The organism is Pseudonocardia terrae (assembly GCF_021343995.1).
In the GTDB taxonomy this organism is placed as follows: Bacteria; Actinomycetota; Actinomycetes; order Mycobacteriales; family Pseudonocardiaceae; genus Pseudonocardia; species Pseudonocardia terrae.
Window position 1 is genome coordinate 88,416 of sequence record NZ_JAJTTE010000025.1, and the last position, 14,042, is coordinate 102,457.

A 14,042-nucleotide genomic window follows, 5' to 3' on the forward strand; every position below is an offset into this window, starting at 1 on the left:
GGGTGCGGATCACCGGGCTCACCCTCGAGCGCTACGGCACCCACGAGGGCCGGGTGCTCGCGCTCGGCCGTGGGCTCACGCTGGTCACGGGGCCGAACGAGGCGGGCAAGTCGACGCTGCTCGACGCGGTGTCCGACCTGCTCTGGGGCTTCCCGCGCCCCGTCCGGCACGCGTATGCGGCCTCGCCGGCCCGGCTCGCGATCGCGGCCGAGATCGCGGTGTCCGGCGGCGAGCTGAGCGTCCGTCGCACCACCCGCGGGCTGTTCGGGCCGGGGGAGGAGCCGCTGGAGGCGCCCTGGGGCCCGGGCGGCGCGCAGTCCCGCCGCACCTGGCAGCAGAGCTTCGGGCTCGGGCACGAGGCGCTGCGCGAGGGCGGCGCCCGGCTGTGCCGGGGCGACGGCGAGCTGGCCGAGCTGGTCTTCACCGCCCGCAGCGGACGCGACGTCCGGGCCATCCTCGCGGAGCTCGACGAGGAGGCGGACCGCCTCTACAAGGAGCACCGCAACGCCCAGAAGGTCGAGCTGCGCCGCGCGCTGTCCGCGTACGAGCACGCCGACGCCGCGGCCGCCGAGCAGATGTCCCGGGCGGGCGACGTCGCGGCGCTGGCCGAGGAGATCGGCCGGCTGGAGCGGCGGGCCGCCGCCCTGGCCCGGGACCGGGAGAGCGCCGCGCGGGCCGGGGCCGAGGCGCAGCAGCGGGTGCGGGCCTACCCGGCGGCGCGCGACGTGGCGCGGCTGCGTGCGGACCTGGCCGCCCTCGCGGCCTCCGGCGTGGTGCTCGACGCCACGCGGCTCGCCGAGTTCGACACCGCCCGCGAGGCGCGGGACCGGGCCGAGGAGACGCTCGCCGAGCTCGAGGACCGGCTGCGCGACCTGCGGGCCGAGCGCGGCGAGATCCGGGTCGACGAGGGCGTCACGGCCGACGCCGAGCAGATCCACCGGCTCGCGGGCGAGCGGCAGGCCCGGCAGGCCGAGGCCGAGCGGCTGGGCACCCTGCGAGCCGAGGCGGCGGACCGGACCCGCCGGGCGGAGGAGCTGCTCGAGCGGATCGAGCCGGGCGTCCCGCCCCGGGAGGTGCGGCGCCGGCTGGAGGCGCTGACCGTCCCGGCCGACCGGGCGGCGGACCTCGACGCCCTGGCGGCCGAGGTCGAGCGGGTGGCCGCCGCCGCGGACCGGGCCGCGGACCAGCACCGCGAGGCGCGCCGCACCGCGCGGGATGCCGCGGAGGGCGCGGCCGGACCCGACTCGGCGGCGGTCGCGCGGGTGGTCGAGGCGCGTCGCTCGGTCCTGGCCGAGGGTTCGGCCTGCGCCCTGCGCCGGTCCGCGCTGCGCGAGGCCGCCGACGCCGCCCTCCGCGCCCGCACCGCCCTGGAGGGCACCCGCCTTACCGCCGGCCCGACGAGCGCCGACCCGCTCCCGCCCGTCCCCGAACCCCCGGCCACCGCGCGGATCGCCACGCACCGCACCGCCCTGCGGCAGGCCGCGGAGGCGGACGGGCAGGCGCGCCGCGAGGCGCACCGCGCCGCCCGCCGTCGGGACACGGCACGCGCCACCCTCGACGCGCTGGTCGCCGCCGGCGCCCCCGCCGATCCCGAGGCCCTCGCCGCGGCCCGCCGTGCGCGGGACGCGGCGGTCGACGCCCTGCTGGCCGCCGTCCGCGACCCCGCGGCGACCGACCCGAGTGGCCTCGCGCGGGCGTCGCTCGCCGTGGAGCGCGCGGTCCGCGAGGCCGACGCGCTGGCCGACGGCATGATCACCGCCGCGGACCGGATGGCCGAGCTGACCCGCGCCCGCGCCGACGTCGCCGCCGCCGAGGAGGAGCACGCGGCCGCGGAGAGCGCGGCCAGCGCTGCCGCCACCGCACGCGCCCAGGCCCGCGAGCGCTGGATCGCGCTGTGGGGAGCCTGCCCCGCCCCGCACCCGGACGAGGCCGACACCGTCCGCCACGGCCTGCTCGCCGCCCGGCAGGCGCTCGCCGAGCGCGACCACGCCGCCGCGCGGGCGACCGACCTCGCCGCCGACGAGGCCGCCCAGGCCGCCACGCTCGCCGCGGCGCTGGAGGGGGCCGGCCGCGCCCGCCCCGGCGCCGACCTCGACGCGCTGCTCCGCGCCGCCGAGGACCTCGAGGCGGAGGCCGACGCCGCGCGGGACCGGCGCACCGTCCTGCACCGCCTGCGGGCCGACGCCGAGCGGGCGGCCGCGGAGAGCGACGCCCGCCGCCACGACCTCGACCAGGCGACCCTGCGCTGGCGGCACGCCGTGCGTGCGGCGGGCGGACCGGCCGGGGCCGGACCCGCGAGCTGGCGCGTCCGGCAGGAGGTGCTCGCCGAGGCCGTCCACGCGGAGGCCGACGGCCGCATGCTGGCCGCGGAGGCCAAGCGGCTGGCCGCGCGGGTCTCGGCACACGAGAAGGCCGTGACGGCGCTCGCCGAGCGGTACCTCGGCCGCGCGCTGCCCCCGGCCGTCGCCCTGCCCGAGCTCGTCGAACGGGTGCGGCAGGCCGCGGACGCCGCGGTCTCGGCCCGGCACGTCGACGCCGCCGCGGAGCAGGCCGAGGCCGAGGCCCGGCGCGTCCGCCGCGAGGCGGCGGCGGCGCGGCAGCGGCTCGACCGGCTGGCGGTGGAGCTGTGGCTCACGGCGTCGCCCGAGGAGGGCGGCCTGGAGGCTGCGGCCGAGCGGGGCCGGGAGGCGGTGCGGATCCGCGAGGAGGAGGCGACCGCGCTGGCCCTGCTGCGCACCGCCGCCCCCGATCTCGACGCGGACGAGCTGGTCGCCGCGTCGGACGCGGTCGAGGAGAGCGCGCTCGCCGACGAGCTCGAGCGCGCCCGCGCCGCCGCCGCGGACCTCGCACGGGAGCACGAGGAGCTCCTGGAGCAGCTCGGTGGGCTCCGGGACCGCCGTCGCGTGCTGGAGGGCGCCGACGGTGCTGCGGTGCTGCACGCCGAGGCGCAGGGCCACCTCGCCCGCGCCGCGGAGGCGGCCGAGCGGTACGTGATCGTCCACCTGCAGCGCGAGACACTGCGCCGTGAGCTGGAGAGCTACGAGCGGCGACACTCGTCCCCGCTGCTCGACGAGGCGGGCCGGCTGCTCGAACGGCTCACGGCCGGGCGCTTCGCCGGGCTGCGGCCGGCGGGCGGCGAGGCCCGCACGCTCGTCGCCGCCCGGGCGGACGGGGAGGAGCTCGCCACCGACCAGCTCTCCGAGGGCACGGCCGACCAGGTGTTCCTCGCCCTGCGGCTCGCCGGGATCCGCCAGCTGCAGGCCGAGCGCCGGGCCGCCGGGCTGCCGGCCGTCCCCGTGGTGCTCGACGACGTGCTGATGACCTTCGACGACGTCCGCGCCGCGGCCGCCCTCGGCGTGCTCGCCGAGCTCGCCGCGGACTGGCAGGTGCTGCTGTTCAGCCACCACGAGCACCTGGCCGACCTGGCCCGGAGGGCCACCGCCGACGTCGCGGACGGCGTCACGGTCGTCGACCTGGGCGCGCCCGCCCCCGTCGCCCTCCCGCTGGCCCACCCCGCCTGACCGGTGCGGCACCCGGGGCGCCCGGTGGATCATGCACCGGACGGCCCCCTTGCCCGACCCGGCAGGATGGCGTCCGTGATGGATCCGAGCGGCGAGCACTTCACGATCGCGTCCGGCGAGGCGCGGGCGGCGGTGAACGAGGTCGGGGCGGGCCTGCGCTCCTTCTCCGTGGCCGGCGTCGACTACACCGAGCCTCAGCCCGAGGGCGTCCGTCCGCCGCGCGGGTCGGGGTCGCTGCTGGCGCCCTGGCCGAACCGGGTCGCCGCCGGCCGCTGGACCTGGCAGGGGAAGGAGCAGCAGCTCGCGCTCACCGAGCCCGCGGCCGGCAACGCGATCCACGGGCTGCTCCGCTACGCCTTCTGGCGCCCCACGGACCGCTCGGACGCCGCGATCACCCTCGAGGCCGTCGCACCGCCCCAGAACGGCTGGCCGCAGCCGGTCCGCGTCGCGGTCACCTACGCGGTGGCCGAGGAGGGCCTCACGGTCACCACGACCGCCACCAACCTCGGCTCCGACACGGTGCCGTTCGGCCTGGGCTTCCACCCCTACCTGCGCATCGGTGACACCCCGACGGACGACTGCACCCTCACCCTCGCCGCGCGCGCCGCACTCCCGCTCGCCGACCAGCTGCCGAGCGGGCCGTTGGAGCCGCTGGCCGCCGACGCCCCGCTGCGCGTCGGGAAGCAGCTCAAGGGTGTCGACCTGGACTCCGCCTTCGGCGACTGCGCGCCCGCCGACGGCGACGACCTCGTCCGGCACCGCCTGGTCGCGCCGGACGGGCGGGGCGTCGAGCTGTGGGCCGAGCCGGTGTTCCGCTGGGTGCAGGTCTTCACGCCGCCGGACATGCCCGGGCACGGCCGGGGCGTCGCCGTCGAGCCGATGACCTGCCCGCCCGACGCGCTGAACTCCGGCACCGACCTGGCGGTCCTCGCCCCCGGCGAGGAGTGGACGGCGCGCTGGGGAGTCCGGCCGGTCACGGCCTGAGCGGCTAGGGTCGTCCCGGTCACCGACGACGCGGACGAGGGGGCTGGCATGCAGACTCTGGCCGGGGGCAGGTTGCCGGAGATCGACGGGGTGAAGGTCCCGGGCTACGACCGCTCCGCGGTGACCGTGGGGATCGTCCACTTCGGCGTCGGCGGGTTCCACCGCGCCCATCAGGCGATGTACGTCGACGCCCTGATGAACCAGGGCGAGGCGCTCGACTGGGGCATCTGCGGGGTGGGCGTGCTGCCGGGGGACCGCCGCATGCAGGAGGTGCTCACCGAGCAGGAGGGGCTGTACACGCTCGTCGTCAAGCAGCCCGACGGCTCACTGGCGCCCCGCGTGGTGGGCTCGATCGTCGAGTACCTGTTCGCGCCGGACTCGGCCGAGGCCGTGATCGAGAAGATGGCCGCCGAGAGCACCCGGATCGTCTCGCTCACGATCACCGAGGGCGGCTACAACATCGACCAGGTCACCGGTGAGTTCGCCGAGGACACCCCGGAGATCCGCGCCGACCTGCAGCCGGGCGCGGAGCCGACCACGGTGTTCGGGCTGGTCACCGAGGCGCTGGTCCGCCGCCGCGAGCGCGGGCTGCCGCCCTTCACGATCATGAGCTGCGACAACATCCAGGGCAACGGCGACAACGCCGCCCGGACCTTCGGCGCCTTCGCCCGGCTCAAGGACCCGGAGCTGGCCACCTGGATCGAGAAGAACGTCGGCTTCCCCAACTGCATGGTCGACCGGATCACCCCGGCCACCAGCGCGGAGGACACGAAGCGCCTGGCCGACGAGTTCGGCCTGACGGACGGCTGGCCGGTCGTCTGCGAGCCGTTCACCCAGTGGGTGCTGGAGGACCACTTCTCCTCGGGCCGCCCGCCGTTCGAGGACGTCGGCGTGCAGCTCGTCGAGGACGTCGTGCCCTACGAGCTGATGAAGCTGCGCCTGCTCAACGCCAGCCACCAGGCGTTGGGCTACTTCGGTTTCCTCTCCGGCTACACCTACGTGCACGAGGTCGCCGGCGACCCGCTGTTCGCGCGGTTCCTGCGGGCCTACATGGACCGCGAGGGCACGCCGACGCTCTCCGAGGTGCCCGGTGTGGACCTCGACGCCTACAAGACCACGCTGATCGAGCGGTTCGCGAACCCCGGCGTGGCCGACACCCTGGCGCGGATCAACTTCGGCAGCTCCGACCGCATCTCGCTGTGGGTGCTGCCGGTGATCCGCCACCAGCTGGAGCACGGCGGCGAGATCGAGCGGGCGACGGCGGTCGTGGCCAGCTGGGCGCGCTACGCCGAGGGCGTCGACGAGAAGGGCTCGCCGATCGACGTCCAGGACCGGCTGGCCGACACCCTGGTCCCGCTGGCCCGCACCCAGCGCGAGGACCCGGAGGCGTTCATCCGCAACACCGCCGTGTTCGGCGACCTCGCGGAGAACGCGCGGTTCCGCGAGGCCTACCTCTGGGCGCTGGACTCCCTGCACCGCGACGGCGCCCGCGCCACGGTGGAGAAACTGGTCGAGCGCGGCTAGCGCTCCTCGCCCGCCAGCAGCGCCGCCCCGATGATCCCGGCCTCGTTGAGCAGCTCGGCCGGGACGATCCGGGTGCGCGTCTCCACATAGGGCTGCCAGCGCGCGAACTTCTTGCTCACGCCGCCCCCGACCACGATGAGGTCCGGCCACAGCAGGTTCTCGACGTGCTGGAAGTAGCGGGTCAGCCGCGCGCCCCAGTCCTCCCAGGACAGGTCCTCGCGTTCGCGCGCCGAGTCGGCGGCGCGCGACTCGGCGTCGTGCCCGTCGAGCTCGATGTGGCCCAGCTCGGTGTTCGGCACCAGCCGCCCGCCGATCACCAGCGCCGAGCCGATGCCGGTGCCCAGCGTGGACACGAGCACGGTCCCCTTGTGCCCCTTGGCCGCGCCGAACTCGACCTCGGCGACGCCGGCGGCGTCGGCGTCGTTGACCAGCAGCGCCTTGCGGCCGGTCTTGCCACGCAGCAGGTCCTGGGCGTTGCAGCCGATCCAGCTCGGGTCGACGTTGGCGGCGGTCTGCGTGACCCCGTGCTGCACGACGGCCGGGAACGTGCAGCCGAAGGGCCCGTCCCACTCGAAGTGGTCGAGGATCTGCCCGACGACCTCGGCGACGGCCTCCGGCGTCGACGGCTGCGGGGTCGGGATGCGCAGCCGGTCGTCGGCGAGCTTGCCCTTGTCGAGGTCGACGGGCGCGCCCTTGATCCCGGACCCACCGATGTCGATCCCCAGCCCGAGCCGCTGGTCGTGGTGCTTCTTCTTCTTGGTCATGCCAGTGCCCCCCTCACGACCTCCTGGGCCTCCTCCTGGATCCGTGCCAGGTGGTCCGGGCCGAGGAAGCTCTCCGCGTAGACCTTGTAGACGTCCTCGGTGCCGGAGGGGCGGGCGGCGAACCACCCGTTCTCCGTCACGACCTTGAGCCCGCCGAGCGGCTCGCCGTTGCCGGGCGCGGTGGTGAGCCGCGCCGTGATCGGCTCGCCCGCCAGCTCGGTCGCGGCGACGTCGTCGGCGGACAGCTTGCCCAGCTTGGCCTTGTCCTCGCGGGAGCAGGCCACGTCGGTGCGCGCGTAGGCGGGGTCGCCGAACCGGGCGGTCAGCTCCGCGTAGCGCTGCGACGGCGTCTGCCCGGTCACCGCGGTGATCTCGCCGGCCAGCAGGCACATGATGATGCCGTCCTTGTCCGTCGACCACGGGCGGCCGTCGGTCCTGAGGAACGACGCCCCGGCGCTCTCCTCGCCGCCGAAGGCGATGCTCCCGTCGCGCAGGCCGGGCACGAACCACTTGAACCCGACGGGCACCTCCAGCAGCTCCCGGCCGAGGTCGCCGGCCACCCGGTCGATCATCGACGAGCTCACCGCCGTCTTGCCGACGGCGGCGCCGCCGGGCCAGCCGGAGCGGTGCGCGTAGAGGTAGCCGATGGCGACGGCGAGGTAGTGGTTCGGGTTCATCAGGCCCGCGTCGCGGGTGACGATGCCGTGCCGGTCGGAGTCGGCGTCGTTGCCGGTCGCGATGGTGAACTCGTCCTTGCGGCCGACCAGGGACGCCATCGCGTACGGCGACGAGCAGTCCATCCGGATCTTGCCGTCCCAGTCGAGCGTCATGAAGCCGAAGGCCGGGTCGACGTCCGGGTTCACCACCGTGAGGTCCAGCTTGTAGCGGTCGGCGATCGCACCCCAGTAGTGCACCGCCGCGCCGCCGAGCGGGTCCGCGGCCAGCACGACGCCGGCGCTGCGGATCGCGTCGAGGTCGACGACTGACTCCAGGTCGCTCACGTAGGCGTCGAGGAAGTCGTAGGTCCCGCGCTCGGCCCGGTCGAGCGGCACCCGGCGGACACCCTGGAGCTTCGCCTCGAGCAGCTCGTTGGCTCGGTTCGCGATCCAGCTGGTGGCCGCGGTCCCGGCCGGGCCGCCGTCCGGGGGGTTGTACTTGAAGCCGCCGTCGCTCGGCGGGTTGTGCGACGGCGTGACCACGACGCCGTCGGCCAGGCCGGAGTCCCGGCCCTCGTTGTAGGTGAGGATCGCGTGCGAGACGGCCGGGGTCGGCGTCCAGCCGTCGCGGGCGTCGACGAGCACGTGCACCCCGTTGGCGGCGAACACCTCGACCGCGGTCCCCCACGCCGGGTCGGACAGGGCGTGGGTGTCCTTGCCGAGGAACAGCGGCCCGTCGGTGCCCTGCTGCGCCCGGTACTCGCAGATGGCCTGGCTGGTGGCCGCGATGTGGTCGTCGTTGAAGGTGGCGGAGAAGGCCGACCCGCGGTGCCCGGAGGTGCCGAACGCGACCCGCTGCTCCGCGACCGAGGGGTCCGGGTGCCGGTCGGCGTAGGCGGCCAGCAGGGCCGGCACGTCGACGAGGTCCTCGGGGCGCGCCGGCGTGCCGGCCCGCGGGTGGATGGCCATGTCGTCCTCCGCATCGAACAGCTGGGTGCAGGGCAGCGCCGGGTGCTCCTCCGGCGCGGGTGCCGCGTGTAGCCTGCCGCATCCGCGCCGCGCGGTCATCCGGACGCGAGCACCGGATGCACCGGACGGCATCGGTGAGCTCTGCGCCGGGGCCGCCGGGGTTACCCTCCGCCGCATGCGGATCGCGTCGTTGCTGCCCGCGGCCACGGAGATCGTCGGGGCGTTGGGGTTGGGCGGGGCGCTCGTCGCCCGGACCTTCGAGTGCGGTCTCCCGCCCGGGGCGCCGGCGGACGTCCCGGTGGTGGTCGACACCGCGATCCCGCCGGGGCTGGAGCCGAAGGAGATCGACGCCTGGGTCGCCGACCGCGCCGCGGCCGGGCTGCCGCTGTACGAGCTCGACCGGGCCGCGCTCGCCGCGGCCCGCCCGGACCTGATCCTCACCCAGGACCTCTGCCGGGTCTGCGCGCTGCCCGCCGGCACGGTCGAGGAGGCGCTGGCGACCATCGGCACGGACGCGGCCGTGGTGTCCGTCGACCCCCACACGCTCGACGACGTGCTCGGGGCGATCCTCGCCGTCGGCCGGGCGGCCGACGCGGCGGAGGCCGGGGAACGCCTGGTCGGGGGCCTGCGGGAGCGGCTCGCGGCCGTGGCCGACGCCGTCGCCGGGCGGCCGGTCCCGCGGGTGCTGCTGCTGGAGTGGACGGACCCGCCGTACGTGGCCGGCCACTGGGTGCCCGATCTCGTCCGCCGGGCCGGCGGGGAGCCGCTCGCGGCGATCGCGGGCGGCCGGAGCGTGGCCGCGCCGTGGGCCGAGCTCGCGGCCCTGCGGCCCGACGTCGCCGTCGTCGCCCCGTGCGGGTTCGGGCTGGCCGAGGCCGAGCGCCGGGCCGGGGCGGTGGCGGAGCACCTGCCCGGGGTCCCGCTCGTCGCGATCGACTCGGCGGCGTACGTGGTGCAGGCCGGGCCCGGGCTGGTCGACGGCGTGGAGGCGCTGGCCTGGGCGTTGCACCCGGAGGTGGTGCCCGAGCCGCCGCCGGGCCGCATCAGCCGGCGCTGACGCCGGTGAATCGGGCGAAGCGGACAGCTCGCCGTGCGTGTCCGCCGGGGTGCCCCGACCATGCCGGGGGAGGTGAGGGTCGATGACGACCTCGGCGGGCACATCCGTGGCGGCGATCCACGCCCGGCTCGACCGGCTGCCGGTGACCCGGCGGCACCGGTTCGTGCTGGTGGCGGTCGGGATCGGGATCTTCTTCGATCTCTACGAGGTGTTCCTCGCGGGCACGCTCGCCACCGTCCTGGGCAAGGAGTTCGGCGTCACCGGCACCGCGCAGAAGCTGGTGCTCGCCTCGGTGTTCGTGGGCGCGTTCGTCGGCGCGATCACGTTGACCCGGCTGGCCGACCGCGTGGGCCGCCGGCGGGCCTTCTTCCTCACCCTCGGCATCTACTCGCTGTTCTCGGTGCTGGGCGCCTTCAGCCCGAACGTGGAGATGCTGATCGTGTGCCGGTTCCTCGCGGGCATCGGGATCGGCGCCGAGCTGCCGCTCTGCGACGCCTATCTCTCCGACCTGCTGCCCGCGCGCGTCCGGGGCCGGATGATCGCCTGGGCGTACACCGTCGGGTTCTGCGGCGTCCCGATCGCGGGCCTGCTGGCCCGGGTGATCGCCCCGCACAGCTTCCTCGGGCTCGAGGGCTGGCGGTGGATGTTCGTGATCGGCGGGCTCGGCGCGCTGCTGTGCTGGCTGATGCGCCGCGGGCTGCCCGAGTCGCCGCGCTGGCTCGCGTCGGTCGGTCGCAACGAGGAGGCCGACGCCGCCGTCCGTACCTTCGAGGACGCGGCTCGCGCCGAGCACGGCACGCTCGACGAGCCGGAGCCCGCACCGGAGGCGGCCGCGGCGAAGCGCGAGCCGATCCGGACGCTGTTCCGCAGGCCCTGGCGGCGCCGCACGGCGATGCTGTGGATCTTCCAGCTGTTCCAGACCTTCGGCTACTACGGCTTCGGCACGCTCGTCCCGCTGGTGTTGGCGGCGAAGGGCTACGACATCGTCCAGGGGCTGACCTTCACCGCGCTGAGCTTCCTCGGTTACCCGATCGGCTCGGCGCTGTCGATCCCGCTGATGGAGCGGGTGCAGCGCAAGACGCTGATCGTCGGCGCCGCGCTCGCGATGCTGGTCCTCGGGCTCGGCTTCGGGTACGCCGGGAACCCGGTGCTGATCGTGGTGCTCGGGTTCGCCTACACCGTGGTCAGCAACCTGTTCTCCAACGGCTTCCACGTGTACTCGGGCGAGCTCTACCCGACGACGCTGCGCGCCACCGGCGCCGGCAGTGCCTACTCGCTGTCCCGTCTGGCCACCGCCGTGATGCCGTTCGTGCTGGTCCCGCTGCTGAACTCGGCGGGCCCGACGGCCGTGTTCGTCGCGATCGCGATCGCGATGGTGATCGTGGCCGTCGACGTCGCCGTGCTCGGGCCGCGCACGACGGGCCGCAGCCTGGCGGAGCTCACCTAGCCTAGGAGCCGCTCCAGTGCCGGCCCGCGAGCCGGGCGAGGAACGGGGCGACGAGGAGCATGAGGATCACCCGCAGGACCTGTACGGCCACCACGAACGTCACGTCGCCGCCGGACGAGATCGCCGTCGCCAGCACGGCGTAGATGCCGCCGGGCGTGGTGGCCAGGTACCCGTCGAGCGGGGTCGCACCCGTCGTGGCGGACAGGACGAGCCCGAGCCCCGCGCAGGCCGCGACGATCACGAGGATCAGCACCGTGGCCAACGGGAGCACCCGCAGCACCGTCCGCAGCGCGGGCCGGGTGAACCGCATCCCGGCCTGCCAGCCGATCACGGCGTAGGCGACGTCGACGAGCAGCGCGGGCGGCGAGGCGGCGAACGTCAGCCCGGAGAGGCTGAGCGCCAGCGCGATCACCATCGGGCCCAGCAGGGCGCCCGCGGGCACGTGCAGCCGGTTCGCGATCGGGACCCCGACGAGTGCGCACACCGCGACCAGCGCCACCCCGAGGTACCAGGGACCGGAGGTGGAGCCCGTGCCGCTCCCGACCCCGACGTGCCCGGCCCCGAACACCGCCGCCGCCACGATCGGCATGCTCGCCGTGACCATCCCCACCCGCAGGTACTGGATCACCGACACGACCCGCTCGTCGCCGCCCAGCTCGCGGGTGATCGCCACCAGGCCCGAGGCGCCGCCCGCGGTCAGCGCGAGCGTCCCGGTCAGCGGCGAGATCCCGCGCTGGACGCCCAGCAGCAGGCCGGCGGCCATGCTCACCACCAGCGTCCCGAGGCTGACCAGCAGGACCGGCAGCCAGCCGGCGGCCACCGCGGAGAGCGTGTCCGGGCGGGCCAGGACGCCGATGACCACGGCGATCACCGCCTGCGCCGCCGACGTGGCGGGGCGGGCCATGCGGGCCGGCCCGATCCCGATCAACGCGAGGACGGTGGCCACGGCGAGGCCGGCGAAGAGGGCGGGGGAGGGGACGCCGACGGCCTGCAGCACCACCGTCAGGACGACCGTGAGGGCGACCAGCAATGCCCACCGGCCCCACGGGAAGGTCCGGGCCCAGCGGGCGACCCCGGTCCGCTCCTCCGTCACCCCCCGACCCTGTCACGGCGAAACGAGCCGTCGCGCGACCGGGGAGGCGAGTGGCAGAGTGATCTCCGATGCATGCCACGGACAGTGAGGACCAGGCAGTGCCGGTCGAGCAGACGGTGGAACCGGGCATCCCCGCGGACGACACCCCGCTCGGGCGGGAGCTCTCCCGGATGACCGCACCCGGCGCGGAGTACGCCCTCCGGGAGGAGGACGTCGGCGGCGTCCCGATGCGTGTCTACGTGCGCGGCCCGCACACGCTCGCCGAGATGATCGCGGACACCGCCGCCTTCGGCGACCGCCCCTACTGGGTCTACGCCGACGAGCACCTCGACTACGCCACCCATCTGCGCCTGGTGCACGGCCTGGCGGCGGCCCTGCTCGGCGAGTACGGCCTCGAGCCCGGCGACCGCGTGGCCATCGCCATGCGCAACTACCCCGAGTGGGGCGTCGTGTTCTGGGCGGCGCAGCTCGCCGGGCTCGTCGCCGTGCCGCTCAACGCCTGGTGGACCGGCCCGGAGCTGGTGTGGGCGGTCGGCGACGCCGGCGCCCGGATCGTCGTCGCCGACGGCGAGCGGGCGGCTCTGCTGGCCGGGCACGGCGGGATCGGGAGCGACGTGCCGCTCGTGCGGGTGCGCGGCGAGGGCCCGTTCCCGGGGCGCGAGTGGGCGGACCTGGTGGCCTCGCTGGACCGGGACGCCGGCCCGCCGCCGGTGACGGTCCGGCCCGACGACCCGTCCACGATCCTCTACACCTCGGGCACCACCGGGCGACCCAAGGGCGCGGTCCACACCCACCGCAACCACGTCACCAACGCGCTGAACGTGCTGCTCACCGCACGGGCCAACGCGGCCGCGTCGCCGGCGTCGCCGAGGTCGGGCCGACCCGCGCCGCCGCAGACCGGGACCCTGCTGACCTACCCGCTCTTCCACATCGCCGGGCTCAACGGCCTGTACGGGCAGGTGATCATCGGCGGCAAGATCGCGACGATGTACCGCTGGGACCGCGAGGAGGCGCGGCGCCTGGTGCGCGAGGAGCGGCTGACCGGCGGGGCCGGCGTCCCCACCACGATGCGCGAGCTCGCCGAGATCGCCATCGCGCACCCGGACGAGCTGTCCTCGGTGTCGCGCATCGGGATGGGCGGGGCGCCGATCCCCGGCGAGCTGGTCCAGCGCATCGCCACCGAGCTCGGCCCGTTGTCCGCCAACGGGTACGGGCTCACCGAGACGACCTCGGCCGTCTGCGCCAACATCGGGGCGGACTACGTGGCGCACCCGGACAGCGTCGGCCGGCCGGCGCCCGGCGCCGACGTGCGGATCGTCCACCCGGAGACGCTCGCCGAGGTGCCGGAGGGCGAGATCGGCGAGCTGTGGTTCCGCGGGCCGAACATCGTGGGCGGGTACTGGCGCAACCCCGAGGCGACCGCGGCGGCGTTCGTCGACGGCTGGTTCCGCACCGGCGACCTCGGGTTCGTGCGCGCGGGCTGGGTGTACGTCGTCGACCGGCTCAAGGACGTCGTGCTGCGCGGCGGCGAGAACGTCTACAGCGCGCAGGTCGAGGCGGCCCTGCACGAGGTGCCGTGGGTCGACGAGGTCGCGATCTTCGGGGTGCCGCACCCGACCCTGGGGGAGGAGGTGGCCGCCGCCGTCCGCACGACCCCCGGGTCCCCGCACGACGACGCCGCCGCGGAGGCCCTCCGCGCCCACGTGACCGCCCGGGTGGCGGGCTTCGCCGCACCGGCCCACGTGTTCTGGTGGACCGAACCGCTGCCCCGCACCGCCACCGGCAAGCTGCTCAAGCGGGAGCTGCGGGACCGCTCGGGCTAGTCCGGCGGATCCTTCTGCCGCGGTCTCGGCGCCGGACGCTCCCTCGGGGAACGTTCGGCTGCCGGCGCCCGAGCCGTGATCACGGATCGTGGACCGAGGGGGTCGATTTCCGACCGTCTGCCTCCACGGTCGATGATCATGGCTCGGCGGACCGCCGTCCCCGGCCTCGGGACGTCGGGCATCAGCCCGACCTCAGTCCCCCAG

At 75.7% G+C, this 14,042-nt stretch carries 9 protein-coding genes; 6 read left to right on the top strand and 3 right to left on the bottom strand.

The features are described 5' to 3' along the window. The first annotated feature begins 2 nt into the window (after positions 1-2). The 3 genes from LWC33_RS35635 to LWC33_RS18315 all read left to right on the top strand — a co-directional run bounded on the left by LWC33_RS35635 (position 3) and on the right by LWC33_RS18315 (position 6,029). Positions 3-3,521, top strand: a complete 3,519-nt coding sequence (locus tag LWC33_RS35635) for an AAA family ATPase (protein ID WP_308190961.1) — start codon at positions 3-5, stop codon at positions 3,519-3,521. Positions 3,522-3,599: 78 nt separating this feature from the next. Further along, positions 3,600-4,505 (top strand): aldose 1-epimerase family protein, encoded by a 906-nt coding sequence (locus tag LWC33_RS18310; RefSeq protein WP_233305629.1) that lies wholly within the window; start codon positions 3,600-3,602, stop codon positions 4,503-4,505. Between the two features lie 48 nt (positions 4,506-4,553). Further along, a complete protein-coding gene (locus tag LWC33_RS18315; RefSeq protein WP_233305616.1) occupies positions 4,554-6,029 on the top strand; it encodes a mannitol dehydrogenase family protein in 1,476 nt (491 codons plus the stop codon). On the opposite strand, the gene ppgK is transcribed toward LWC33_RS18315, so the two are convergent. After that, positions 6,026-6,793, bottom strand: a complete 768-nt coding sequence (gene ppgK / locus LWC33_RS18320) for a polyphosphate--glucose phosphotransferase (RefSeq protein ID WP_233305617.1) — start codon at positions 6,791-6,793, stop codon at positions 6,026-6,028. The genes LWC33_RS18315 and ppgK overlap by 4 nt on opposite strands. After that, positions 6,790-8,517: a phosphoglucomutase (alpha-D-glucose-1,6-bisphosphate-dependent) gene (gene pgm / locus LWC33_RS18325; protein ID WP_233305618.1), complete on the bottom strand. Its 1,728-nt coding sequence runs from the start codon at positions 8,515-8,517 to the stop codon at positions 6,790-6,792. The genes ppgK and pgm overlap by 4 nt, the downstream gene beginning before the upstream one ends. A gap of 76 nt (positions 8,518-8,593) precedes the next feature. Here pgm and LWC33_RS18330 point away from each other — a divergent pair, with 76 nt between their 5' ends. Continuing rightward, entirely contained in the window at positions 8,594-9,475 is an 882-nt protein-coding gene (locus LWC33_RS18330) for an ABC transporter substrate-binding protein (protein ID WP_233305619.1), read from the top strand. Positions 9,476-9,557: 82 nt separating this feature from the next. Then, the gene (locus LWC33_RS18335; RefSeq protein ID WP_233305620.1) at positions 9,558-10,922 is read left to right on the top strand and encodes an MFS transporter; all 1,365 of its coding nucleotides are present in this window, start codon (positions 9,558-9,560) and stop codon (positions 10,920-10,922) included. A 1-nt stretch (position 10,923) separates the two neighbouring features. Here LWC33_RS18335 and LWC33_RS18340 read toward each other — a convergent pair whose 3' ends face one another. Then, the gene (locus LWC33_RS18340) at positions 10,924-12,015 is read right to left on the bottom strand and encodes an AbrB family transcriptional regulator (protein ID WP_233305621.1); all 1,092 of its coding nucleotides are present in this window, start codon (positions 12,013-12,015) and stop codon (positions 10,924-10,926) included. Between the two features lie 98 nt (positions 12,016-12,113). Here LWC33_RS18340 and LWC33_RS18345 point away from each other — a divergent pair, with 98 nt between their 5' ends. After that, positions 12,114-13,838, top strand: coding sequence for a class I adenylate-forming enzyme family protein (locus tag LWC33_RS18345; RefSeq protein WP_233305622.1), 1,725 nt, complete (start codon positions 12,114-12,116; stop codon positions 13,836-13,838). Positions 13,839-14,042 lie beyond the last annotated feature (204 nt).

Coding starts and splice junctions, on each gene's coding strand:
- LWC33_RS18315 (WP_233305616.1), top strand. CDS start 4,554: ATGCAGACTCTGGCCGGGGGCAGGTTGCCGGAGATCGACGGGGTGAAG.
- LWC33_RS18335 (WP_233305620.1), top strand. CDS start 9,558: ATGACGACCTCGGCGGGCACATCCGTGGCGGCGATCCACGCCCGGCTC.
- ppgK (WP_233305617.1), bottom strand. CDS start 6,793: ATGACCAAGAAGAAGAAGCACCACGACCAGCGGCTCGGGCTGGGGATC.
- LWC33_RS18330 (WP_233305619.1), top strand. CDS start 8,594: ATGCGGATCGCGTCGTTGCTGCCCGCGGCCACGGAGATCGTCGGGGCG.
- pgm (WP_233305618.1), bottom strand. CDS start 8,517: ATGACCGCGCGGCGCGGATGCGGCAGGCTACACGCGGCACCCGCGCCG.
- LWC33_RS18310 (WP_233305629.1), top strand. CDS start 3,600: ATGGATCCGAGCGGCGAGCACTTCACGATCGCGTCCGGCGAGGCGCGG.